General features: G+C 67.2%; 19 protein-coding genes and 1 pseudogene. 13 read left to right on the plus strand and 7 right to left on the minus strand.

The features are described from left to right. From ML01_RS18360 to ML01_RS18375, 4 genes and pseudogenes are all read right to left on the minus strand, one after another. Positions 1–442, minus strand: a pseudogene (locus tag ML01_RS18360) (hypothetical protein); the annotation flags it as partial. 589 nt (positions 443–1,031) lie between these two features. Beyond that, complete coding sequence (locus tag ML01_RS18365; RefSeq protein ID WP_156427822.1) at positions 1,032–2,051, minus strand: methyltransferase; 1,020 nt, start codon at positions 2,049–2,051, stop codon at positions 1,032–1,034. Continuing rightward, complete coding sequence (locus ML01_RS18370) at positions 2,044–3,285, minus strand: radical SAM protein (RefSeq protein ID WP_156427823.1); 1,242 nt, start codon at positions 3,283–3,285, stop codon at positions 2,044–2,046. Before ML01_RS18370 ends, ML01_RS18365 begins: the two co-directional genes overlap by 8 nt. Positions 3,286–3,415: 130 nt before the next feature. Then, a complete protein-coding gene (locus ML01_RS18375) occupies positions 3,416–4,273 on the minus strand; it encodes a hypothetical protein (RefSeq protein WP_058556855.1) in 858 nt (285 codons plus the stop codon). A gap of 441 nt (positions 4,274–4,714) precedes the next feature. Here ML01_RS18375 and ML01_RS18380 point away from each other — a divergent pair, with 441 nt between their 5' ends. From ML01_RS18380 to ML01_RS18395, 4 genes are all read left to right on the plus strand, one after another. Further along, positions 4,715–4,984, plus strand: coding sequence for a DUF3303 domain-containing protein (locus ML01_RS18380; RefSeq protein ID WP_162268052.1), 270 nt, complete (start codon positions 4,715–4,717; stop codon positions 4,982–4,984). Between the two features lie 21 nt (positions 4,985–5,005). Continuing rightward, entirely contained in the window at positions 5,006–5,623 is a 618-nt protein-coding gene (locus tag ML01_RS18385) for a hypothetical protein (protein WP_058556857.1), read from the plus strand. A gap of 180 nt (positions 5,624–5,803) precedes the next feature. After that, entirely contained in the window at positions 5,804–7,120 is a 1,317-nt protein-coding gene (locus ML01_RS18390; RefSeq protein WP_156427824.1) for a HAMP domain-containing sensor histidine kinase, read from the plus strand. Then, a complete protein-coding gene (locus ML01_RS18395; protein ID WP_058556859.1) occupies positions 7,117–8,580 on the plus strand; it encodes a sigma-54 dependent transcriptional regulator in 1,464 nt (487 codons plus the stop codon). Before ML01_RS18390 ends, ML01_RS18395 begins: the two co-directional genes overlap by 4 nt. Positions 8,581–8,637: 57 nt before the next feature. Here the strand turns inward: ML01_RS18395 and ML01_RS18400 are convergent, their stop codons facing one another. The 3 genes from ML01_RS18400 to ML01_RS18415 form a co-directional block, all read right to left on the minus strand. Next, positions 8,638–9,591, minus strand: coding sequence for a YdjY domain-containing protein (locus tag ML01_RS18400; protein ID WP_156427825.1), 954 nt, complete (start codon positions 9,589–9,591; stop codon positions 8,638–8,640). Between the two features lie 236 nt (positions 9,592–9,827). Further along, positions 9,828–12,764, minus strand: coding sequence for a hypothetical protein (locus ML01_RS18410; RefSeq protein ID WP_162268053.1), 2,937 nt, complete (start codon positions 12,762–12,764; stop codon positions 9,828–9,830). 239 nt (positions 12,765–13,003) lie between these two features. Further along, positions 13,004–13,885, minus strand: a complete 882-nt coding sequence (locus ML01_RS18415) for a hypothetical protein (RefSeq protein WP_156427827.1) — start codon at positions 13,883–13,885, stop codon at positions 13,004–13,006. A gap of 609 nt (positions 13,886–14,494) precedes the next feature. Between ML01_RS18415 and ML01_RS18420 the strand changes: the two genes are divergently transcribed. The 9 genes from ML01_RS18420 (at position 14,495) to ML01_RS18460 (ending at position 24,451) form a co-directional block, all read left to right on the plus strand. Then, on the plus strand, positions 14,495–15,739 hold the full coding sequence (locus ML01_RS18420) for an inositol-3-phosphate synthase (protein ID WP_216819224.1): 1,245 nt from the start codon (positions 14,495–14,497) through the stop codon (positions 15,737–15,739). 14 nt (positions 15,740–15,753) lie between these two features. Continuing rightward, complete coding sequence (locus tag ML01_RS18425; RefSeq protein WP_156427828.1) at positions 15,754–16,494, plus strand: hypothetical protein; 741 nt, start codon at positions 15,754–15,756, stop codon at positions 16,492–16,494. Continuing rightward, positions 16,491–17,630 carry a prenyltransferase/squalene oxidase repeat-containing protein gene (locus ML01_RS18430; RefSeq protein WP_058556866.1) on the plus strand — a complete coding sequence of 380 codons (1,140 nt, stop codon included), beginning with the start codon at positions 16,491–16,493 and terminating at the stop codon, positions 17,628–17,630. Before ML01_RS18425 ends, ML01_RS18430 begins: the two co-directional genes overlap by 4 nt. A gap of 838 nt (positions 17,631–18,468) precedes the next feature. Beyond that, entirely contained in the window at positions 18,469–19,125 is a 657-nt protein-coding gene (locus ML01_RS28975; RefSeq protein WP_162268054.1) for a hypothetical protein, read from the plus strand. Beyond that, positions 19,122–19,583 (plus strand): hypothetical protein, encoded by a 462-nt coding sequence (locus tag ML01_RS18440; protein WP_058556868.1) that lies wholly within the window; start codon positions 19,122–19,124, stop codon positions 19,581–19,583. Before ML01_RS28975 ends, ML01_RS18440 begins: the two co-directional genes overlap by 4 nt. Then, entirely contained in the window at positions 19,568–20,818 is a 1,251-nt protein-coding gene (locus ML01_RS18445) for a hypothetical protein (RefSeq protein ID WP_216819225.1), read from the plus strand. Before ML01_RS18440 ends, ML01_RS18445 begins: the two co-directional genes overlap by 16 nt. Then, positions 20,815–21,852: a MoxR family ATPase gene (locus tag ML01_RS18450; RefSeq protein WP_058556870.1), complete on the plus strand. Its 1,038-nt coding sequence runs from the start codon at positions 20,815–20,817 to the stop codon at positions 21,850–21,852. Before ML01_RS18445 ends, ML01_RS18450 begins: the two co-directional genes overlap by 4 nt. Positions 21,853–21,914: 62 nt before the next feature. Beyond that, the gene (locus tag ML01_RS18455; RefSeq protein WP_058556871.1) at positions 21,915–22,865 is read left to right on the plus strand and encodes a DUF58 domain-containing protein; all 951 of its coding nucleotides are present in this window, start codon (positions 21,915–21,917) and stop codon (positions 22,863–22,865) included. Between the two features lie 254 nt (positions 22,866–23,119). Continuing rightward, positions 23,120–24,451 (plus strand): hypothetical protein, encoded by a 1,332-nt coding sequence (locus ML01_RS18460; protein WP_156427830.1) that lies wholly within the window; start codon positions 23,120–23,122, stop codon positions 24,449–24,451. Position 24,452: the final 1 nt, after the last annotated feature.

The raw sequence follows: 24,452 nt of genomic DNA on the forward strand, positions 1-24,452 counted from the left end.
TCACCGCCCGCGGCGCCATGCCCGCGGCCAGCGCCGCGCGCTGCTCGGCGGCAATCGCCACCACGGCCTGCTCGAGCGCCGCGTTCAACCCCTGCTGGCTGCCGTAAGCGGCGCCGACGAACGCCGACAAGCCGCTGAGCTCCAAGCACTCGCAGACCAAGCGCACGCCGCCGCCGGCGCGCAGGGTGATGACGAACTGCAGGGCCAAGACCAGCCGATGCAGCCACCGCACGCCCGCTTCGGAGGCGAACAACGCGGCCAAGGCCGCCGGCACCTCGGGCGAGACCACGTCCGCCTGCGACCAGTCCCGCAAGGTGCTGCGCGGGCGCCCGATGCCAGCAGCCGCGGCACGCTCGCTCTGCCCCGCCGCCCGGCAGCGCGCCGCCGCCGCGAGCGCTTGCGCCCGCTCCAAGCGCGTCGCCGGCTTCGCTCGGGCTGCCACTGGCGAAGCGCTTGCCGCTGGACTAAAGTCTGAGTTGGTAGAACCTTCGAACATGTTTCTTGACCCTCGGTGAGCTTGCACTTCCAAGGGTAGGAAATTTCGGAGGTTCTGCCACCCTCCCTCAAGGCGATATCTCAGTGCACTACTGGGTTTTGGTCGGAGTTATGATCAAGGCCTTAAAGGGCGCGTGCGCGCGACGATTACCGCTGCCTGTACCCGGCATTGTGGTCCGTCGACCTTTGTCGGCCGCAGCCCGATAAGCATAGGAAATTCCACCAACGATATCCACTCGATTTGTGGAGTGGAGCTGGGGAGCCGACTGCGGAGCAGAACTCGAACACGGGCGGTGCAATTTCGCATTGCAAAGCCCCCGAGCGTTTATCCAGGTTTCGAGTCCGGTATCGGGCGTGATGTTGGCAAGACCGTATCTAGACCGCCGCACCGCCAGCAACAGTGCGCAGTCTTCTCAACCTCGATCAGTCGCCGCCCCGAGTCGAAGTTCGGCAGAGTCGGCCGCCTAATGGAGATTGCCTTGGGCTGATGCCGGGCCACTGCGACGCACAGGCCGAGTCTGGGCGACACCCAGCGCTCAAGACCGAACGCCCGTCACCACCCGATGCGGCATCGGCGGCGGAAATGAACACCGCTGCACCCGCGTGAAACCCGCGTCCGAGCACCACTGCACCACATCAGCATCCGCGTGCACACCACCGTCGTCAGCGGTAAGCAGCATGTTGAGCCCGAACAGGGCGGCGAACACCGGCTCCGCGCCCCCCGCGTCCGTGAACACATCGCTGACGATGAGCAGCCCTCCAGGCGCGAGCGCCGCAGCGGCGCGGTTGATCAGGTCGCGACAGCCGGCCTCGGTCTCGCGGTGAAAGACGCCGGAGATCAGCACGGCGTCATGGCCAACCGGAAACGCGGTCGTCTTGTAATCGCCGCTCTGGTGATGAACCCGGTCGCCGACACCCATGGCGGCGACGATCTCGACGCCGATCTCGGCGACGCCGGGCAGGTCCAGGACCGTCGCCCTGAGGTCCGCGTGGCGCCGGGCGAACAGCGCGGCATAGGTGCCGGGGCCACCGCCGACGTCCAGCAAGCGGCGCCGCTCGCCAAGGTCTACCAGACTCAGCAGCGCCCCGCCGATTCCGAGCGCACGGTTATGCATGCCGTAGACGAAATGCCGCGTCCGTTCCGCCTCACCACCGGTGTAGTCCGCCGCCGCCACCACCGGGTGGCCGCTCGCGAGCGCTTCGCCGAGTCGGCCCCAAGCGGTATAGAGGTCGTCGCTGTAGCGGAAGGCATCACCAAGGTAGCCAGGCCGGCCGGGCACCAGATAAGCGGCGGCGAGCGGGCTCAAGCCGTAGCGATCGCGGTCGGCCGCGAGCAGGCCGAGCCCGACGCAGGCGTTGAGCAGCAGCCGAGTTGCGCGCGGCTCGGTCGACAGAGCCTTGGCAAGCTCGTCCGCACCGCACGCCGCATCCGCGAGCAGCCCGAATAGCCCGAGTCGGTTTGCGGTCAGCAGCACCTGCGCGCCCCAGTGGGCAGTGGACAGCGCCATCAACGGCGCCGGGTCCGGGGCGCTGGTGGGGGCTCTTGGTTCAGGCACCGGCGACCTCCGCTCGGTCGATATCGCACTCCAACTGCATATAGGCGGAACGATGGGTCAGGAAGCGTTCCGAAATGCGGATGCCCCGCTCGCGCCGAATGCGGGCATAGCCGAGGTTGAGCGCCTCGAAATAGTGTTGCAGCCGGCTGAAGTAGTCCGGATGGTCCCGCCCGCCGGTGGGCCAGTAAAGGGAATAGACTGGTATCGCGCCCCGGTTCAAGAGCTGCACGGCGCCATCGACGCCGAGCGCCGCCGCCTGCTCCCAGGTCATCTCGTGCTCGGGCTCCAGCTCGATGCCGGCGACCATGGCGCTGTAGACGTTGCCCCGTCCGAAGCGCGATGCCGCCTGCTCCAGGGCGCGCAGCCAGCGGTCGTAGCCAACGTAGCGCTGCTTGCCCGGACACACGCGGGCGAACAGCGCCTCTGACCAGACCTCCAGGTTGAAGCAGATCTGGTCCACCAGCCCATCGCCGTGCAGGCGATCGAGCCTGGCCTCCGGCAAGGCACCCGAGCCGCAGGCCACCGGCAGGCGGTGGTCGTTGACCTGCTGCACGGCGCCGGCGAGCGCGATGAAGCGCGCCCCTTCCTGATCCCAGTCGGTCATCGAGCCGCCGACCAAGTAGATGTGGCGAATGCCGCCCTCGTCGAGCGCCGCGGTCAGGGTCTGCTGCATCCGCGACACGGCGATCGACGCCAGCCCCGCCTCGCCGATGCGCTGCTCAAAGTGCTTGATCCGCTCGTTTGGCGCGCCATAGGCACAGAAGGTGCAGCGCAACGAGTCGCCATCCTGAGCGCGGCTCAGGAAGTATTCGCAGCCCGGGGCGATGTTGATGACGGCCATGTCGCCATGCAGGCTCACCCCGGCCTGCGCCATCGGAAAGCCGTCGTCGGTCTTGCCCTGCATCCAGGCCGGCAGAGGCTCGAACGCGATCGGCAGACTTCGCCCATCGTCGCTCTCGATCCGATAACCGACCGTGCGGTCGCCTTCGACACGCCACGGAGAATCGGCACTGCCCTTGACGCGTATCAGGGTGCCATCACGCAGTGTCATCAGATAGGGAATGGCCACTTTGTCCCGGCCACTTGGATTGGGCTCACCCGGCCTAAAGCGGTAAGGGTAAAAATTGGGGAACGCATGCTCGCTCGCCGCGCCCAACGCGGGGCTGTAGCGCACCCCTTCGAACATGAGCTCGACCTTCAGGCGGGCAGAGGCAGGCAGTTCAGCGTCAGACATGGTCGGCCTCGCGGGAGGATGGTCTTGAACCAGCGCCGGATGCTACAGCCTCGCGACCAGCGGGAGAAGAGAGCCCGGCCCGGGGCCTGCCAACGCACCCGAGCAATGCCAACCTCCGCTGGCCGCCCGGCTACGGTGACGACACAAGCGGAGAGTAAGCCGCGCCCATCGTGAAGGTATGCACACGCGCCGGCGCACCCTCGGACCCCGGCATGACCATCACCCGCTGCCGCTCTCCGCCGGTCTCGATGGTGAGCCGGATAATCTCGTTGTCTTGCGCCGTACTCTGCATGTACCGGAGCCCTTCGGTCATATGCCGCAGCGGCGCGCTCTGCAGTTCGACGACCTGCGCGTCAGCCGGCAAACCGAGCAACGGGCCGATCAAGGTGCCGAGCTCATCCGGTGGCCCCTCCCCCGGGAGCTCCGAGAGCAGCCGATCGAGCTCCTGTGCCAACTGCCCCATCGCCCAATCGTGCGGCAACGGCGTGCCGGGACCGTCTACATCGTCCTGCATCGCGTCAGGCGCCCCGGCCATCGGTGACGCGGCTTCGCTGTCGGCGCCCTCCTGCGTCGGCTGACTGGTTGCTTCGTCGGACGGCCGCCGGCTGCTCGATCTGCCCGACGTCGTCGGGGCTGCCAGCGCCGTTGCCTCGATCTGCCTGCCGGTCCCCTTCAGTGGAATGGTCTGGAGCGACAGCGCGCCAGGCATACGGATGCGGATGTGATGCGCCGTCACCTCCTCGACAGCCGCGGTGCCGATCCTGTCGCCGACACGCACGCGCAGATGCCGCCCGTCTAGAAACTCGACGAGCGCAATATAGCCGTCCGCCTCACGGCCGAAGATCCCCGTCACCACGAAGTCGTGCACAGTCGGCGCCGACGTGCTCACCGCGACGGCGCTCGCGTCCTCCAACACTTGGGCCGGCAGGCCATGCACCGCCAACAAACCGACAACAAGCAAGGCGCTGGCGGATCGGTTCGGCATCATTCGGTCGCCTCCGGTGGGGCACAAGGATGGAATTGAGCGACAAGGCGGTCACCTGCAGGGCTGCAGCGGATGGCCGAAGGCTTGTCACACGCTCACAGCCTGCGGACAATCCTGTCCCAGTCAGTATAATCTGCCCATCCATCCCGGCGAACGCAAGGCGGCAGAGCGCGCGGGATTCATCGGTCATGACCGCACTCGCATCAATGCCGCGCGTTCTGCGGCCTGTTCTGCGGAAACAGCGCGGGCCGCCCCGACCTGCTCCCACGTCACACGAGGTTACCGAATGCCGCTCAGCGCAGGGTATCCTCTGACGCGACGCGCGCACCGGCATCGCGTCACGCCTAGCACCCGTCTTTGGCCGTGCACACGGCACGGTGCTACTTAGCAGGGACGCGCACGACCACGATGGTACAGTCAGCGCCAGCCGCCCAGGTGATCCTCATGCTCTATATGCTCATCAACCGCACCCGCAGCGATCTCACCCCCGAGCAGTACGCCAAGCTCGGCCAGCTCGCGCAGGGTTTCTATGACAGTATCCCCGAGGCTGTGCGACTCCACGGCGACTGGGCTGCCAACGACCGCTCGCGCACCTTCGCGCTCCTGGAGACGGAAGACCCTGCTCTGTTGGACGACCTCCAAGCCCCCTTTCGCGCTTTCGTCGACATTGAGGTGGTACCAGTGACGGCCGTGACCGGTTGGGGCAAGCGCTGAAGGCCGAGGCTCGGCAGCGACATGGGCCCGAAAACGCGCGGCATGCTGGTCATCCTGATCGCGCTGCTCATCCCCATCGTTCCGTTCGCGGTGATCGGGGAGCTGCCGGGGGAGCAGTGGCTGTCGGCCAGCGATGGGAACGCCTTTCTGTTCGGACTGACGGGCGCTGGCCTGCTGGCGGCCGATGTCCTGATCCCCATCCCGTCGAGCATCGTCGGCACCATGCTGGGCGCCCGGCTGGGTTTCATGAGCGGATTTTTTTGGTGCTGGGCCGGCCTCGTGCTCGGTAATCTGATCGGCTACGCCGCCGGCCGACTGCTGTTGTCGCGCTTCGGCGCTCGCCTACCCGAGTCGCCCACCTTGGTGGCCCTGTTCCTGAGCCGGCCGGTCCCCGTGTTCGCCGAGGCGGTGACCTTCACCGCCGGCGCCGAGCGTATGCCGGTGATCCAGTTCCTGACTGTGACCGCCACGGGCAACGCGCTCTATGCCCTCGCGTTGACCGGCAACGGCGCCGCCCTGCTCCCCGGCGCCCTGGCTGGACCCGGCCTGGTGCTGCCCATGCTGATGCCGGTGCTCGCGTGGCTCACTTGGCGCCATTGGCGCCGTGCGGTCGATAGCGGGCAGGACCCTCGGCGTTAGCCGCAGCGCACACGGAAAGGCGATCGGTGTATCTGGGGCTGGTGGAGAAAGGGCCGCGCGGTTCAGCGCAGCGCCTATGACTCGCGCGCCGGAATCCTTGAGAAAACGCTGGTGAGACGTCCACGCATACACCGGCGCTTCCTGTGGCCCTTCATCGCCTTCATCGTCTCCGGCGCCCTGGTGGCCTGGCTGCTCGGGAACCTGATGTACGCGGCCACCCTGGAGCGGCGGCTTACCGACCAACTCGAGCACGCGGCCGGCGTATTGGCGGACGGCGCCCTTCCGCTCACCCCCGGCCTGCTGGCGCGGCTGGCGCGCCTGCTGCGGGCGAACATCGCGCTGCTCGGCAAAGACCATGCCGGCGTAACCTTCAGCACCGCGCCCATACCCGCCGCGCTCTTCCGCACCCTGCCGGCATCCGACGCCGGGCCGGCAGCGCCCGTCGTCGCGTTCAAGGCCGCTGGATTCGTGGCTGTGCGGCGGGCTCTGCCCGCGGGGCGCGACGACCGCTACGGCGCGATCTTGATCACAGCAGACTTGTCGGACATCCGCCGCGCCTCGCGCCGGAGCGCACTCTGGCTGGGGCTGGCCGCAATGGCCGCCGTCGTCGGCTTGACTTGGCTCCTGCATCGCATCGGCCGCTCCATCACGCAGCCCGTCGAGGCACTGTCGCGCATGGCCGAAGCGATCGCGCGCGGGGAGCGAGATGTGCGCGTTCGCGTCGAGCGCGATGACGAATTCGGCGAGGTGGCCAGCGCGCTGAACGCCATGACGGAGCGCCTGGCGCGCTACGAACAGGAGATGGTCAGACAGGACCGCATGGCGGCACTGGGCAACATGGCCGCACGCATCGCCCACGAGATTCGCAACCCCCTCACCGCGATCAAGCTGAACGTTCAACTGCTGACAGAGGATCTGCCGCCGGATCGGCGTGCAACCGTCGTTACGCTGGAGCGCGAAATGGACCGCCTCGAGCTGATCGTCGCAGGCGTGTTGAGTCAGGCACAAGGCGCCCCGACGCGCCTGGAACGCTGCGCGATTGATCCGGGACGTCTGGTCTCGGAAACGACTGCACTGTTCGAGGCGCAGTTCAAACACCAAGGAATCGACCTGCAGACACGGCTGGCGGAGCCGCTGCCCGAGGCCCGCCTCGACCCGGACCGGCTCAAGCAGGTGCTTCTGAATCTGCTGGTCAACGCCCGCGACGCATTGCCCGACGGCGGGCGGGTGCTGGTAACCTGCCGGCATGACCCCGACACGGCAGACATCGTGATCACCGTGGCAGACGACGGCCCGGGCCTTGACCCGACGCCGCGCGCCCTGCGCGTCGGCACCGACACCAGCACCAAGCCGATGGGGCTTGGCTTGGGGTTGCCGCTGAGCCGCGAGCTGGTAGCGGCCCACGGCGGCACCCTGATCCTCGGCCGCAGCACCCTCGGCGGTGTGCAGGCCGACGTCAGGCTGCCGCTGGATGCCACGCACACGGAGGCCGAGTGAGCAACATCCTGGTCGCAGACGATGAGCATGCCATCTGCATGGCCTTTTCCCGGATGCTGCGGCAGGCGGGACATCGGCCACTACTGGCCGCAAACGCCAAGCAGGCAATGGAGCACTTGCACGCGGACAGGGTCGATGCAGTCTTCCTCGACGTACGCATGCCCGGCATGAACGGCCTCGACCTGTTGGAGCGCATCCGCGCCGACTACCCGGAACTGCCGGTGGTCGTCATGACCGCTTACGGCACCATGGACACCGCCAAGCGGGCGCTTGAGTTGGGCGCCTTCGACTACCTCGGCAAACCGCTGGAACTGACGCGGGTGCGCGATCTCCTGCAGCGCGCGCTCTATAGGCCGGCGCCGGAGACACTGCCCCAAGCCGCGCTGACCGATGCTGCGGCGCCGGGGTCTGCGGCACAGCTCATCGGCCAGAGCGCCGCCATGCAGGAGGTGTTCAAGCTCATGGCCCTACTGGCGGACAACGACCTCGCGGTGCTCGTGACCGGCGAGAGCGGCGTCGGCAAGGAGCTGGTCGCCCGCGACATTCACCGCTACAGCGGGCGGCGCAAGGCGCGCTTCCTCGCCGTCAATTGCGCCGCCATCCCGGAACCTCTCATCGAGAGCGAGCTGTTCGGGCATGAACGCGGGGCCTTCACCGGCGCGGCCGAGCGGCGTGTGGGACGCTTCGAGGCGGTGGCAGGCGGCACCCTGTTCCTGGACGAAATCGGCGAGCTGCCGCTGACACTGCAAGGCAAGCTGCTGCGGGTGCTGCAGGAGCGACAATTCGAGCGGGTCGGCAGCCATCAGCCGCTTGAGCTGAACGCGCGCGTGATCGCCGCGACCAACCGCGACCTTGGCACAGAGGTCGAGCAGGGACGCTTTCGCGAGGACCTGTTTCATCGGCTGAACCTAGTGACGCTGCGCATCCCGCCGCTGCGCAAGCGCGTCGATGACATCGGCCTATTGTCCAGCCACTTCCTGCAGCAGGCCGCCGCGGAGCTCGGCAAGCGATTCATCGGCATCGAGCCGGCTGCCCTCGACCACCTCAAGAGCTATGCCTGGCCGGGGAACGTGCGCGAGCTGGAACACCTGATCAAGCGCTCGGTGCTCGGCGCGCGCGGACCCGTGCTGAGCGTCCACGACGTCGAGCTGCCCACCGCCCCCGGGTCGGAGATCGCCGACGGCCACCGCCTACTGGAACGATTGGGACAGGCTGCGCGGGCAGCGTTGCGCCAGGCAACGCAGGGAGGTGCCATCGACGCCGCCGACGGCAATGGTCCATTCCACCGCCTGGTGACCTTTGTGGAGCAGGAACTGATCACGGAAGCCTTGCACCTGACCGGCGGTAACCAGGTCTCAGCCTCCCGACTGCTCGCCCTGCACCGCACCACCCTGCGCAAGAAGATGCGCACGACGGGCGGCGACATGGGTGGGGATGATGAAACTCACAAGAACGGTTGACCCTGTGCCTTGCGAGTGCCCGCGGGACGCGCCCTGACGACCGTCCAACGACGCTGTTCAGGAATGCGGCGGCGGGTTCGGTGTCGCCGGGGCAGAAGGACGCGGCGCCGGCGACGGCTCGGGCGCGTCGGTTGCGGCTGGCGTTTCGCGGCGCGGATCGGTCATCTCACCGAGGCCAGCCTCAGTGCGCGACATCCACCGCACCGTCATATCGATGGCGGTGCCGAGGGCCGGCAGTCGGTCCGGTTTGATCCCAACCGAGCCATAGTCGCCGAGCCCGAGGCCCTCGCGGTGTTCGATCACACTCGACGGTGCATGCACGAAACCGATCAGGGTGCCGTCTTCTTCCGCCAGAAAACGTCGGCCGGACGCGAAGCGCGAGCCGGTGTAGATCCACCGATGCGAGGGCGCGGTCTCGCCCTCCACCACGAATAGCTCGTGGGCGGGTAGCTCCACGCGGGTGCCATCCTCCTGCCAGCCGAGGCTGATGGCGACCGCCGTACCCTCCACCGGCTCGGGATCGAAGTGGAAGCGCGGTGTCCTGCCCCTATCCGCGCGCAGCCCGATCAGCAGACAGGCCAGATTGAACTCGCGCGCGCTGACGTCCAATTCCAACACGCTCTCGTAGCCCTTGCGCCCACCGCGGGAGACAGCCAGGAATTCCAGCGCGCCCTGCTCCCAGATCACCCGGCCCGGCACCGTGAACCGGCGTGCCTGCCGATCCAACAGGATAGTGCCGATGCGGGCGCGATATTGGTCGATGCGCTCGATTGGCGGCGGCTGCGGGGGACCCTTGCCGGCCGCACGCGCGCCTGCAACGACACCATCCACGGCGCCCTGACCAACGGCGGGCGTCACGACCACCGCAGCGCCTCCCTGGCCCTGTTCGAGCCCCTGGTCAGCATCATCGCCGAGCGCGGCTGGGGCGGCTGCCGCCAACGCCAGGATCAGGAGCGCCAACACGCCGCGCGATAACCGCGGATGCGTAGCTCTGGGATCTCGCGACTTCATCAAACAGCCTCCGGGGTTGCGCTGCCCCCGATCCCGGGCAGCGCATGCACGCGCAGCGGGCGCCAACACTCCGGCGGCATGATATCCGCCAAGCTCGGCAGCACGCCAGCCGGGAGTAAGGGCCACGCGCAGGCGGACCATGTCATGCAAAAAGGGCCAACCCCGAAAAGGGTCGGCCCAGCGCAAACGAGACAGCGGGTCCGCGCCGCCGACCGGCGGCGGGACTCAAGCCATGCCTAAGGGGCCATGGCCGGCAGGTCGGGAATGATGTAACTCTTCCCATCAAAATCGAACTCCGCACGCCAGGTGTAGATGCCGCCGGGTGGCACATTGAGCTGGGTGCGCAGGACGATTTCGCTGCCCGATTGGCTTCCGTCGCACGCGGAGGCTTTGCCCTCTCCCGGAGCGATGTCGCCGAGCATCGCTCTATTCTTGAAGGCCGTCACGTTATTGGGTGTGCCGGTCAGCGTCATGACCACATTCTCGGCAACGCCGTCACCGATATTGCCGAAGGTCACCGCGACCCCTTGCTCCTGCGTGAAACGCGAGGTCCGCCGGCTGTAGCACGCCTGGTAGTTGTTGGCGAAGACAAAGGCGATCGACACGAACTCGTTGGACGCCGAGTTCTGCAGCCCAAAGCTGTCTGTCACCCGCAGCGTCGCCAGACCCGAGGTGGGCTGTGTGTAAAGCTTCTTGGTCACCCTCCACTCGTCCGCTGTGCCGGGAGCACCCTGCGGCCAGCCGTCGTCGCCGTTTGCCTCGTTGAACTGACCATCGCCGTCGATATCCCATTCATAGCTGACGATGGCGTCGTCCAGCGGCGGCCCCGCGTTCGGGTCTGTCGAGCGACTGGCGTCGAAGGTAATCGGGAAGCAGTCCGTGTTGTTCACCGCCACCGGGTCGGCCGGGTTGCAAGCAGCATCCAGGCTCGGCACGCCCGCCCAAGGGCCATTGGTCATCGCCGTCGGCGGCACATTGCCGGTGGTGACGCGGATGGTCGCCGTATCGGTATCCGTCGCCGCCGGCTCCGAGTTGTCCGTCACGCGCAGCGTGCTGGTGTAGGTTGCATCTGCACCCGTGTCCATATAACCCGGGTTCGTCACGACCTGACCGGTGGCACCCTCGCCGGCAGGCGGCACTTGCAAGGTCTCCCACCACAGGCCGTTGGACGCATCGAAATCCCATTCGTACTTGACGATGGACTTGGCCGGGTCTTGATGGAAGGACTGGCTACCGTCCATTCGGGTCGGCTGTCCCGCATTCACGTCCGGGTAGGGACCGCCGGCAACGGCCACCGGCGGCAGGGACGCCACCTCGGGGGCGAGCATGGAGACCGCGAAGTTCGTCGCCATGCGCGCGTCCATCCAGGTGTCGCTGTTCCAAGCGCCATTGGCGTTCTGGTTGGCCACCAACCAGGTGTTGTAGTCCTGCTCCCAGTCGATGCTGCTGCCGCCGGCCGGCACCGCCAGGCTGGTCAGGCCGTACAGCTTCATGCCCTTGTAGAAGGCATACATGGCATAGAAGCTGCCCCTGTTGTCGTCAGAGCCAGAGCCGTCGCGGTTGTAGGTGTTGCCCAGATAGTCCAGCGACAACTGGTTGATGGGGTCGGCCGGGCCATAGCCCGTCCAATGGCGCATGATGAGGCCGGCGCCGGCCTTGGCGTAATTCAGCCAGCTACAAGGTGATGAGTAGCCATAGGAGCCGCCGCCCTCTGCAACGCCGCAGGAGCCATCGTCGCCGCTGTAGTCGAGCCAGCCGTCCAGCTCGTCCTTGACCGCCTGTTTGGTGGCGATGCCCCAGCGGTTTTCCGTCTCCAACAGGGCCAAGGCGGGCCACTGCGCCACCGAGTTGTCGATGCTGGAGTCGTTCTCGCTGTAGCGCCAGCCGTTGCGGCCGCAGTTGTTACCGTCTTCGGTCACTTCAATCTGCATGGTGCAGCTCAGTGTGTCGTTGAAGCTGACCTCAACATTGTAGGTACCGGGCGTGGCATAGGTGTGCATGAGCTCGCCCGTCGAGCCATCGGGCCAGCCATCCGTGTAAGCATAGCTGTAGAAGTCACCGTACGGACAAACGCTGTCCTGCCGCCCGGCCGTACTGCCATCGCCGAAGTCGACACCCCAGGGCCAGGGCCCGTCGCCGCAAACCGTGCCTGCGCCGATGGCGTACCAGAGATTGGCATAGCCATCGAAGTTCCAGGTCACTCCATCCTGGGTGTCCCCATAAATCTCGCCTGCCCAAGAACCCTCCGGCGTGTACAGCTCGCAGTAAGCGAGATTGCCGTCGCCGCCCGGACCTTCGTCGGTTTGGGACCAAGCCAGGTAGTCTTTGGCGTCGACGATGATGTCGTAGAGGCTGTTACTGCCGTTGATCAGGTCCGAGCCGGACGTGGTGGTCGGGAAGATGCCCTGGGCGGTGGTCGCATCGGTGGAGTTGACGATGGCCAGGACTGCGAAAGGGCCGTAGTACTGGTCGGTGGACCCGAAGCGGATGCCCTTGCCATCGGCATCGGTGTCACCATCACCCGCCTCCGGATCACCGATGCAGGGCTGCTCGGTCATATTCACCGTGGTGGAGTTGTCGTAGAGGCACTGCAGGCCCTTTTGCAGCGACCACTTGTAGATGTCCTGGTCATCGGCATCCAGGTTGTGGCCGTGGTTCTCGTAGGCGATGAGCGCCTGGCCGGTGCTGGCCACCGGCTGGCCGCTGCCGCTGAAACAGCCACTGGTCTTGGTCTGCTGCTGGTAGATGTAGCGCAGGCCGTTGTCGATGGCGGAGTTTTTCTTTCTCAGGTCCGTGTCAGCGCCCAACACGCGTACCAAGATGACGGAATTGTCGTTGGCGTTCGGGTCTGCCTGATCCTCGCAGTAGAGGCTCACGGTCTTAGCGCCCGACGCCCCCGGGAAACTGTGGGTCGTCGCGATATAGGTCGGATCCGTGGGTGAAAACGGCGCACCCGGCACGCCGTCGATGGTGAAGCGGCAGCTATAAGCCCCGCTGCCACCCTCGACGTTGCCGAAATAGGTCCGGGTCTCCCCGGCCAGCACATAGGCGTCGGCGATCTCAGGACCGCTCGGCTGCGTGCGCACTTCGACCGCGCTAGCCACGGCGGGCGCGCTGGCACAGAGCGACGCGGACAGGGCGATGAGCGACACCGCCGTCATGGGCAGGACCACGCGCACTACGTTTGTTCTGATCGAACGCTGGGACGAGCGGGACATCAATGAAACCCTCCATACAAGTGTGGGCGCGAGCAACGCCCGAAACCGAATCACCCTCGCAAACGACGGCACCCCCTTTTGGCCCCTCGGGCGTATGCCGCGTTAAGCCCTCGCTGATGCCGCTCCCCACCGGCTTGCCGTTCTTTGCGAGTTGAAGACGGCAAGCGCGCCGGCCCGGTCAACGGCCCTCCAACTCAAGCGACCCGGTTCATGAGACGAGACAAGCGCATGGCGACGGCACCGAGGCCGAGCAGCAGCAGGGTAGCCGGTGCCGGTGCCGGATTCGGCCCCGGCCCCGGCCCTGGACCATTGCTCGTCACGTCCACGCGTAAGTCGTCGATCAAGAACACACTGCCGAAGTTCGCGGGGACGTAGACATGCAGCGCATCGAATGCCAGAGCGTTAAGCACCACACGGAGCGGCAGCGCAGTCGTGCCGCTGGTGGTGAAGCTGTCGCTGCCTTGCACGACGCCGCCGAGCAATGCCTCCGCCAAGATCGTCGCGCCGGTAGGCAACGGCGACAGAAAACTGGCGGAGAGGTCGATGGTGGTGGTGTCGGTTGCACTGCCGAGGACAGACGACAAAGCGGCGCCGATAAAGGCGGTGGTGTTGAACGGCGTGTAGTTCGTCGGCGAGTCGTCAAGGCCGGCGAGAAGAGCCGGATTGCCGGGCGTCGCGGAGTCGTCAGTAATGGTGTCGGCAAAGTCAGCCGCAGCGCCGGCGACAAAGCTGACGCCTTGAATGACGGGGTCCTGCGTGAACAGCGGAACCCCTGAAAAGTCGATATTGATGACCTCGGCGGCCTGCGCCGCCGAGGTCGCAAGGGCAGCGCACAGGGCGACGCTCGCTGGTCGGATGATCGATAGACGCTTCATTCTGTCGACAGCCTCCTGAAAGAGTTGATCCAGGCCGGCGCCTGAGTAGGGTCTTGCTTGGCTTATTGCAGTCGGCTGACGCATCACGGCTGACCGTGACACATGCAGCCAACGCTGAACGCCACTGCAATATTCAAACCAAAGATGACCAGCGGCTTCGGGAACGCGACGACGCTTTACCCCTAATAAGCTGTTTTCCATAGCCTTCTGTGACAGTCGCAAGGCCCCCGTAAGCGGCGGCAAACGAGCCGCCTCGGCAGTCGGCCGCGCAGACTGTAAAATTTCCCGACACTTGCAGCGCGGCCCGCGCCTCGCGGCTGGCGATTGCGGCCGGGTGCTGGCCCGACCCGGCGTCCACGGCCCGTGCGGGCCGCGCCACTACAACCACAAGCTACTGAGGGATTGAGCATTTTCCCGATCGTCGGCACCGGCATCCGCCGTAAATCCTGCTTTACACTCGGCCTGTCTCGAATCTGTACAGCTATGCCGACGTGTCGCTCACCTTCAACACCCTGATGTATAGCACAAAAGCGGCGTCTGTGCGGTATTGCTGTACAACGTCTGAGCGCCGTGACGCGCGGGCGACGTCTGCAGCGATCACCCAAAACGGGCCTAATCATCGGATCAAGCAATGGTTTTGGCTGCGTCAACCCGGCGTATCCGGGACTGGCACGCGAGTTGTACTACTCTGCGCACGGACGGGCACACAAAGTTCGCTGCGGCGCACGGCGATCGCGCCGCGACGCGCTGCGCCGCCCGCAACCGGCGGTTACGGCGTCGGGCAGCGTTTCGGTTAACCTATCGGTCCATTTGGACGCACGCCCAGCGGCAGGCAGGAACAGTGCAGTGTCGGATATGCCTCTAACGGATCGCCCAGAGCTGGGCGTCTGGCTCGTCGGTGCGGCGGGCGAGATCGCCGCGACCGCCATGGTCGGCGCGTCGGCGCTGACGCGCGGCCTCGTTTCGACGACGGGGCTCACGACGGCCGAGGCCGCTTTCGCGCCGCTGCGCTTGCGCCCCATCCACGCCCTGCGCTTCGGCGGTGTCGACATCGGCGCAACCAGTCTCCGCGACGTCGCAATGTCGCTGTCGCGCGGCTCCAGGACCGTCCATCGCGATGTGCTGGATGCCGTTCTGCCGGATATCGCGGGGTACGAGAGCGACGTGCTGCGGGATGCGGCGCTGACCTGGGATACCGCGGCACCCGCAGCCGACCTGCCGCATCTGCAGACGGTCGTTAGCCGCATCCGCGAGGCCATTGCCGCGTTCCAGGCGCGGCACGGCCTGGAGCGGGTGGTCGTGGTCAACCTGATGTCGGCGGCGCCGGAGCCGCCGCCGTCACCGCTGCGCGCGCATGCGGCCGGGGTGGAGTCCCTGATCGAGCAGGATCGCAAGGACCTGATGCCGCCCTCGGCCTGCTATGCCTGGGCCGCGGTCGCCGAGGGTTGCCCCTATATCAACTTCACCCCGAATGCCGGCACCGACTGGGGCGGTCTCGCCGAGCTTGCGCAGCGCCGGCGCGTGCCCTTCTACGGCGATGACGGCAAGACCGGCGAGACCTTGCTGAAGACCGCCCTCGCGCATATGTTTGCCCTGCGCAATCTGCGCGTGTTGAGCTGGGAGGGCGTCAACCTGCTCGGCAACAACGACGGCCGTGCGCTGGAAGACCCGCGCAACCGTGAAATGAAGCTCCGGCACAAGCGCGGCGTGCTAGACAACATCCTCGGTTACAGTCCCCATGCCGGCGTGACGATCAACTATGTGCCGTCGCTCGGCGACTGGAAGACGGCCTGGGACCTGATTCACTTCGAGGGTTTCATGGACGTGCCGATGACCATGCAGTTCACCTGGCAGGGCTGCGATTCCATCCTCGCCGCGCCTTTGGTGTTGGACCTGGCGCGCCTCGCAGACTTCGCCGCCCGCCAGGGCGAACACGGCCCGATGCCCCATCTGGCGGCGTTCTTCAAGCATCCCCTGCACGTCGACGAAATGGACCTGCAACGTCAGTTCGGTATGTTGATGCAGTACATCGAGACGCACCGGCGACAGGGCTGAGAGCGGCGAGCACGGTGCCTGCCAACCACGCCCCAGCCGGACCAAACCAGCACAGACGGTACGCCGCCGCTGCTGCAACCGGCCTCGTCGCCCTACTGGTCTGGATGACGCTGCGGCGGCTGCTCGATCCGCTGCTAGCGCCCTGCGCAGCCCCACTTGCCGTGTTGGCGGCCGCGCTCTTGTTGGCGCTGCCCGCGGCACTGGGTCATCGGACGCCGATCGCCGCCGTGCTGCGCGCGGCGCTGCGCGTTGCGGCGCTGGCACTCGCCCTCGCTTGGCTCGATGGCGCAGGCTTTCAGGCTGGGGCGAGCGCTGCGCTCGCTGTGGGCACGCTATTTCTGACCGTTGGCGCAATCTGCCTGCTGGCGCCACCTCGAGCGATCGCGGCAGTGCACGCCCTCTCGCTGTCGGCTTTGGTCGCGCTGACGCTGACGCCCGTCTGGCTCGCGGAAGGGCTCGCGTCGATGCGCCGAACAGACGGCTTCATCGACGGCCTCGTAGCCATGAACCCATTGACACTGTTGGCAGCCGGCACGGGCGTTGACTATCTGCGCTCGGAGTGGTTCTACCGGTATTCACCGATCGGTAGTCTTAGGTACGACTACCCTGAGGCGTTGATGCTGTTGTCCGTGTGGATGGCTGGCGTGGCGCTCCTGTGGGTCGGTGTCGCACTCCGTCGCGCCGCTACTCGGCGTCACCCGAAAGGCAGGGCTTTTCACATACCCCAAAGCAATGAAGCGGAGATCGCACCATGAAGTTCGTCATTTCCAGCCTACTTGCGCTTCTCATCTGCGCTGTCATCCAACCGCAGGCACTTGCCGAAGACGCACCGGCGACGCCAGCCGAACCGATAAGCAACGCGGCGCCTGCGGCGGCGTCGCCCGCCCTGCCTGCCGAGCTGAGGTCGAAAGTCAAACGCGCCATCGACGACGGGCTGCGTTACCTGCGCGAGGCCCAGGCGGACGACGGCTCCTGGTCCGACTCCGTCGGCGTCACGGCGCTGGCCCTGCGCGCCTACCTAGAAAGCCCGCGGGGTTACACCGAGGCGGATGGGCCCTTCATCACCCGCCCTATTGCGTATCTGCTGGCGCACGTCAAGGACGACGGTTCCATCAGCGAGACCAATCACAATCGCAACTACAACACCGCGGTCAGCATCACGGCATTGGCCGCCACCGGCAACGACAAATTTGCCGACAGCATCGCCAATGCGCAGCAGTTCCTGGCCGGGCTGCAGCTCGACGACGCCGACGGCTACGAGCGCGACCACAAGTATTACGGCGGCATCGGCTACGGCGGCGACGAGCGACCGGATTTATCCAATATGTACATGGCGCTGGAGGCATTGAAGGCGACCGATTTCGACCCGGACGACCCGGTTTGGGAAAAGGCCCTTGTGTTCGTCTCTCGAAACCAGAACAACAGCGAGACCAACGATGTGGAGATCAGCGTGGACGATGGCGGCTTCAGCTATATGCCGAACTACAGCCCGCATGGCGGCGGCGAGTCCTACGGCGGCATGACCAGCGCTGGACTCCTGAGCCTATTGTTTGCCGGTGTCGACAAGACCGACCCCCGGGTGCAGGCCGCCTACGATTGGATTCGCGCAAACTACACGCTGGAGACGAACCCGAACGCCAAAGAGGGCCAGGGGCTCTTTTACTACTACAACGCCTTCGCCAAGGCCATGGCGGCCTATGGCGAGCCGACGGTGACGGATACCGACGGCAAGGTCCACGACTGGCGCCGCGACCTTGCCGAGAAGCTCCTGTCGCTGCAGCGCAAGGATGGGGCCTGGGTCAACACGATCTCCAACCGCTGGTGGGAGGGCGATCCCAATCTGGTCACGGCATGGAGCATCATTGCGCTGAACCACGTCTACGACAGTTGAGGCCCGGCCGGTGAAGCCGAAGCGGTGCCGATGCCGGCGCTGGCCGCGCTTGGCGCCGCCGCTGTCGCTTTGCATCCTCGCACTTGGTGCCCAACCCGACACGCGCGCCTCCCCGTCTCCGGACATTGCCGCGACGACCCCCTGGGGCGAAGTGTTCCTAGCCGGCATGACGACGGAGCTGCATCTGCCCGCGCTGAATCCGTCGCGAGTCCCCGGCACCCTGGAGGTTCGATCCGGCGGCTATCGGCTCATCGTACCGATCGATGCAACCAACCGCGGTGCGCATGTCGTGCCTCTGCGTCCGGATGCCGACGGCGCGGTTTCGCTGCTGTTTCGCGACGCGAGCGGGCAAACCAGCAGCGAACAGGTCCGGCTCGCGCCGTTGTCCGGCCCGATCGCAGTGGACGCAGATGTCGATACACTGCCACAGACAGCGGCCGGGTATGGACCGGTCGCAAGCCTGCGCATCGGGGCGGCAGTGCTTGCATCTTTGCCCGCTGCGCAAGCTCAGGCGCTCGCCGAGTACCTTGCGAGCTGCGGCCGGTTGGAGGTTCACGGCGCCGACGCCGCGGTGCTACAAGCGCTTCGGGCCGCGGCCGGCTGTGGCGGCGCGTTCGTGAGCGCAGCGCACCGCCACGGGGCCGCGCCAGCGGGCGCGCTACCACCGGGCACACCGCCGCAGGTACCAATAGTGGCGAACACGCAGTGCCCAACGAAACCCGGGTTAAGCGGGCTGCTGCTTGTCGGTTACCCGCTCCTGTTGCTCGGCTTACTGGCACTGCCTGGTCAGCGACCGGTTGCGAGAACGATTCCGCGGCTCGGCCCTTGGCTGCTGCTGGTGCCGCCCATCGCTGCGCTGCTGTTCCTATGGTTGCTGCCACCGACGCTCGCAGGTGCGCACATGGAATTCACCGGCCTAATGACCGCAGCCGATGTCGAGTATCGCTGGCGGGGCCGTGTTAGCGCGACCGGCGGCGGCAGAACAATGGCCGCGCTGCGCTTGCCGGCGCGCACCCAACTGCCGGTGCCGGCGGACGGCGGGGACATCACGCTCTTCCTGCAAACAGCCGATGGGCAGCTCCGCCTGCCCTTGCCGCATGGCCTGGCTCAGCGGCGCGATCTCGATCTGTCCGGCAACGCAACGGCGCCCTGGCGTCTGCGCCTGGAGCGCAATGCCGACGACATCCACATCGCCAACCAGGGCGATCGTGCGACGCCGCCTGCCTGGCTGTTCGTGGAAGACGCTGAACGCCCCGGGCGTATCGCCGGTACGCCAACACCGGCGCTGGAGCCGGGCACCGGCTGGCACTTCGAGGCGAGGTTGAAAAGGGCCTCGCCGGCAACCGACACCCCGCCGCCGACGCCCGAACCGCAAGCGCCGCCGCTCGCGTTGCTCCCGGCGCTGGTGCTGCCGCTGCCGGATCTGCCGGGCGGTGATCCAAGGCTCGCCCAGTGCGGCAGCCTGGTCGTCTCGCTCGCAGGCGCACTTGAATGAACCCGTTTCGGCTTGCCCTGCTCGCCGGATTGCTGTTCGGCGTGCCCATCGGTGGCTGGATCCTGTCGCTGCTCGCGGCGGCCCCGGAGCCGTCGCAGTTAAGGCAAGCGGCCCTAGTGCTCGTCTTGCTCCAGCTACTGGGCGTGATTCTAACGCTGCAGGCGTTTAGCTCTGCCGCAGCCGCGCTGTCGCCGCACCTGCTGCTGTTCCTCATCCCGGCCCCGCTCGCCGTGCCCATCGTGCTCGCCGACGACGCGGGGGCCGGCTTTACCGCGCTTGCACAGATCACCGGTCTGCTGCTCGTGGCAGTGCTCTATCTGGCGTCTCGCTTGTTGGCGCTGTTCGTGGACCGCGGCCTCGATGGTTCGGGCCTGAACCCGCTTTCCGTCCTGCAGGCGATCGCACTCTTCGCGCTGCTGCTGGTCGCCGCACCGCTCCTGGCGTGGGCGGGCGGATGAAGGCCAATTGCGGCGAGCTTGAGCAGCTCTTGCGACGGCTGCACCGCAGACGCCTGCGGGCTCAGGCTGGGCGAATATTGCAGCGCGCGCTGCCCGCCACTGCCCTCGTGCTCGGGATCGGGACGCTGCTGCGGCTCGGCTGGCAGTCGTGGGGTGGTGACCTGCCGCTTGCCCCACCGGAGATGTGGATGGTTCTCGCCGCCGCGACGCTCGGCGGCATGCTGTCGGCGCACCACTGGCTGCGCGGCGCAGCGCTGCCGGACACGACGCTGCCGACAAGCGCCCGGCTTGCCGATGATCTGCTGCACGCCGATGCCCTGCTGCTCAGCGCGTGGGAGGCCGAGCGGCGCACCGCAGCACCAGGCGCCCGCGACGCCATCGTGCTGGCTCGGGCGCGTCGCGCGCTGCCGGATTGGCAGGTACGGGCCAGACGTATACAGATGCACCCGCGTGCGCAGGGCCTGCCGGGCCTGCTGCTGGCGGTGGTCGCCGCAAGCATGCTGCTACTGCTGACCAACCCCGCAACAGCGCCAGACAAAGGACGCAGGACTGCGGACGCAAGCCACACGGGGACGCTGCCGAGCGCGGCCGCGCTTGATGAGCTGCGCGAGGCAATGTCTCGCGCGGCGGCATTGACGAGGGTCGAGCCGCATGGCGCGGACAAGACAACGCCACCGAGCAACAGCGCGATGTCCCCGCCGAACAGACTGGACGATCTCTCCGCACCTGGAGCGTCCCGCGATCCGCCCGCGTCCGACATCGAGGGGCTCGCGGGCCTACCGCCGCAGGTCGGCCAGCGAGACGACGCCGCGCACGATGGCCGCAACGTCCGCGCCGCCGCTGGAACGCGCACCGCACTCGGCACGATCGGAAGCGACGGCGCCGGGTGGGAACAAGCGCCACGACGGGTCACGGAGCGGCGCGGCAGCGAAGATCTGGATCGCGTCGGGAACCTCACCGAGCCGGATGCAGACAGACGTATCGGCTTGCCACGCCACCTCGCATCCCCGGTGGTTGCAGCGTCAGGTGAGGGCGACATGCAGCCGCCGCCCCCACCGATCGGCCGGACCGGGGAGCCGCAGCAGGCGCCTGCCGAACTGCCGCCGATACCAAGACCGCAAACGGATAGCCCCCCGGACACGCGCCTAAGCCCTCGGCTGCGGGCCTTGCTGCGGACCTATCATGCGCGGCTGCATGACGCAGCCACCACGCCGACCAGAAGTACCAGTCGATGAGCGACAACACAGACACGCTGACCGAGGAAGATTTTGCACAAGCGACGGCCGATCTCACCACGCTGCGCGATACCTTGTGCGGGGTTCTGATCGGTCAACGCGAGGTCATCGACAAGCTGCTTTGCGCCCTTCTTGCAGGCGGACATGTGCTGCTCGAAGGTCTGCCAGGCCTGGGTAAGACGCATCTGGTCAAGGGGCTTGCGCGCGCGCTGGACGTCGCCGCCAATCGCATCCAGTGCACGCCTGATTTAATGCCTGCGGATCTGACCGGCAGCGAGGTCTGGAGCCGGGAGCACGGCGTCGAGTCGCTGCAATTCCTTCCCGGCCCGATGTTCGCGAACCTGGTGCTGGTCGATGAGATCAACCGGGCGACCCCCAAGACGCAATCCGCGCTGCTTGAGGCGATGCAGGAGAGTCAGGTCACCTATAACGGCCAGCGACATCCGCTGCCGCGGCCCTTCTGGATCGTCGCTACCCAGAACCCGATCGAGATCGAGGGCACCTATCCGCTTCCGGAGGCGCAGTTGGACCGCTTTGCGATGCATTTGCGACTTCAGATGCCGGATGCGGATACGCTGTTGGCCATGGTGAATGTCGCGTTGGATGCCGAACCATCGGATCAGGTGCCGGCCGTGCTCGCACCCGGTCGGCTGCCCCGCCTGCTGGAGCTCGCCCGTGCGCCCGTCATCGCCGACACCCTCAAGCTCGCCAGCGTGGACCTGATCCTCGCCACCCACGGGCGCGCTGAGCGGCCCGGAGCGGCGGCGCGTGGAGCCAACGGCGACGTCGCCGTCGATAGCATCAGGTACGGCGCCAGCCCACGCGGGCTGCAGGCGCTGCTGCGCTGTGCGCGGGTTCACGCGCTGCTCAATGGCCGGGTGCAGGTATGCTTCGACGACCTGGAGACCGTCGCCCTGCCCTGCCTGTCCCACCGCGTGGTCCTGAACATGGACGCCGTCCTGGCCGGCACCGACCGAGAACGCGTCTTGGCAAGCCTGCTCGACGCTTGGCGAGCACGATGGCGCGCCGCTTAGTACCGATACGACGGCCGTCGCCGCAGGCGCCGGACCCTCTGGATGCGCTAGATCTTGGCCGCTTGCAGCGGCTCTCGGCGCTGGCGGCGGACCGCCTCGCTGGGCGGCCACTGCACCTGGGCGGTTCCCTGCTGGGGCAGCAGGCTGCCAGCGGACAGGACTTCCTGGACCATCGCGCCTTCGTCGCCGGCGATGATCCGCGCCGCATCGATTGGCGCGCAAGCGCGCGCCGGCAGGAACCGGTCGTGCGACGCTATCGGGACCAGCACGCGAGCGATTGGCTCATCGCACTCGACCGCAGCGCTTCCATGGGTGTCGACGGCACCTGGCCGCTGGCGGTGCAACTCGCCGCCGCAGCGGCGTTTGTGCTAACGGCGCACGGGCATCGGTTACTGCTGGCGTTGTTCAGCGATCGATTGGACGGAACCGCGGGTCCGGGTCGTTGCCCACAGACCCTCGGCGCCGTCTACGCCCTGCTGCGAGCGTCTTCGCCAAAGCCGCCGAGCAACCATCGGCCAGTCCGGGCCAGCACCGACAAGGACACCCCGCTGCGCGCGGGGACCGACGGCATTCCGGCCGGCTCCAGACCCGAGTCCTGCCTATCTCTCACGCGTGGACGTCGGATGCTGCTGATCAGCGATTGCCTGCGCGCCGACGGCATGAGCGACGCGCTGGCGGTGCTCTCGGCGGCGGCTGCGGGCGTCGAGCTGATCAGGATCGCTGCGCCGCTGCCGGCACTGGCTGGCGACCGGCTCCTGGTGGACGCGGAGACCGGCGAGCGCCGGAGGTTGCTGTGCTCCTCTGACGTCGTGCAAACCGCAAGGCAAAACAGCATGCGGCTATTCGATTCGCTCAGCGAGCGCTGCCGCCGGCTCGGCATCCCGCTCACGGTGGCCGACGTCGGACAGCCTTGGGAGCACGCGCTGCTGTCGCACCTGCTCGAACGATGCGGCAATCGGCAGCCGCAGCCGCTCGGCAACGCACACACCGACGCGCACGCCGAGACGCCATGATCGCCTTCGCAAACCCGTGGTGGCTGCTTGGCATCGCAGTCTTGCCACTGTTGCGGGCGCTGCACCGACGAGGGCACCCGACGCAGGCGACGGTGTCTGCGTTGTTCATCTGGCCGCAAACGGACTCCCAACCGGACGGTAGGATGCGTCAGGATCGTCCGGAGCCGCGCTGGCGCCGTCGCGCGCTGCTCGTGAGCTTGTTGCTTGTCGCGCTGGCAGGTATCGGCTGGCACACGCCACGGTCGAGCGTACCGGTGCAAGTCGAGCTCATACCGGGCATGTCCTGGCGGACCATGGAGGCCGACGGGCAGAGCCGCGCCGAACATGCAGCAGCCGCGTTGGCGGCAGCCCTGGCCAACTCGGGGCACCCGCCCGCCGTGCTGACACCACTGGACGGCGAGACCCGGCCGATGCCGATCACAGGGCTCGGCGTGAGCGAGCTCGCCCGGCGCATCGGCGCGATGGACAACGCTGCATCGATCGTTGCAGCCCCGATCAGCACCGGCGAGGCGCGCCGGTGGTTGCTCGCGGACGGCACACGAGCCGCCGCCCTCGGCGCAGCGGCGCTCGGCTATGAGCAGGTCATCGGCGTGGGCACGGGCACGGAGAACAGCGGCATCGCGGCCCTGTCTCTGCGCCGTGCGGCGGACGGGCGCATGCAGGGCAGCGTACAGGTCTACAACGCCGGTAGAGCGCTGGCGCAACGCCGGGTCGTGGTGCGCGCCGGCGACGTGCCGATCGGGGATTGGCGGGTGAAGATCCCACCCGAACAGGCCGAGGCCATGGTCTTCGATGTGCCGGGAGGCGCGTCAGCAGCCGCAACGTTGAGCGCCCGGATAAGCCCGGCGGACGCCCTGACCAGCGACGACGCGTTACGGCTCGATGCAGCGCCGCTCACACCGCTGCCGACCCGTGTCGGGCCGGATTGCCCGGCAGCCCTGGTCGCAGCCGCAGCGGCGAATTCTCGGCTCGCGCTTGCGAGCGCGGAGGCGGACGCGGCACTGTTGCTGCACTGCGCTGCTGCACCGCCCTCCGCCGACGGCGCAGCGGTCGTGATCTGGTTCCAGGCCGAAGCTGCTGCGTCATCGACACGCGCAGTCCCGCTCGGGTCGTTGCCGCCTGAGCTGCGTCGCCGCTACGCGATGTCTGCGCCACCACGCGCGACACCGCTGGCTGCGGGGCGAGCCGAGACCGGGCCACTCGCCGGCTCAGCCGCCGCGCCGCTGGTCCGAGCCTTGCCGGAGGCGCAGCGCATCGACTGCGGCCTCGCGCTAACGGGCGTCACTGCCGGCCTGCCTGCGCTGCTGCTGGATTGGCTGCTAGATCAAGTGCCGCGCGCCTTTCCCCGATCAAACCTCGTCGCGCACGTCGGCAGCGCCGGGCCGATCACCGCCGCAATCCCCATTGAGCAGATGCGGATCGCACCCGGGCCACTACCGTCGCCCGACGCGGACGCGGGCGCACGGATGCAGCAGCAACCGCATGACGGGCCGAGGTTGGCGGCACTGATCGCCGCGCTGCTCCTGCTGCTGCCGGAGCTGGGCCGGTTCAGCAAACCCGCCTTCAGCTCGGCGGCACCCGGCTGAT

This window comes from Thiohalocapsa sp. ML1 (assembly GCF_001469165.1).
Taxonomy (GTDB): domain Bacteria; phylum Pseudomonadota; class Gammaproteobacteria; order Chromatiales; family Chromatiaceae; genus Thiohalocapsa.

Coding starts and splice junctions, on each gene's coding strand:
- ML01_RS18370 (WP_156427823.1), bottom strand. CDS start 3,285: ATGTCTGACGCTGAACTGCCTGCCTCTGCCCGCCTGAAGGTCGAGCTC.
- ML01_RS18375 (WP_058556855.1), bottom strand. CDS start 4,273: ATGATGCCGAACCGATCCGCCAGCGCCTTGCTTGTTGTCGGTTTGTTG.
- ML01_RS18380 (WP_162268052.1), top strand. CDS start 4,715: ATGCTCTATATGCTCATCAACCGCACCCGCAGCGATCTCACCCCCGAG.
- ML01_RS18385 (WP_058556857.1), top strand. CDS start 5,006: ATGGGCCCGAAAACGCGCGGCATGCTGGTCATCCTGATCGCGCTGCTC.
- ML01_RS18400 (WP_156427825.1), bottom strand. CDS start 9,591: ATGAAGTCGCGAGATCCCAGAGCTACGCATCCGCGGTTATCGCGCGGC.
- ML01_RS18415 (WP_156427827.1), bottom strand. CDS start 13,885: ATGGAAAACAGCTTATTAGGGGTAAAGCGTCGTCGCGTTCCCGAAGCC.
- ML01_RS18430 (WP_058556866.1), top strand. CDS start 16,491: ATGAAGTTCGTCATTTCCAGCCTACTTGCGCTTCTCATCTGCGCTGTC.
- ML01_RS18440 (WP_058556868.1), top strand. CDS start 19,122: ATGAACCCGTTTCGGCTTGCCCTGCTCGCCGGATTGCTGTTCGGCGTG.
- ML01_RS18450 (WP_058556870.1), top strand. CDS start 20,815: ATGAGCGACAACACAGACACGCTGACCGAGGAAGATTTTGCACAAGCG.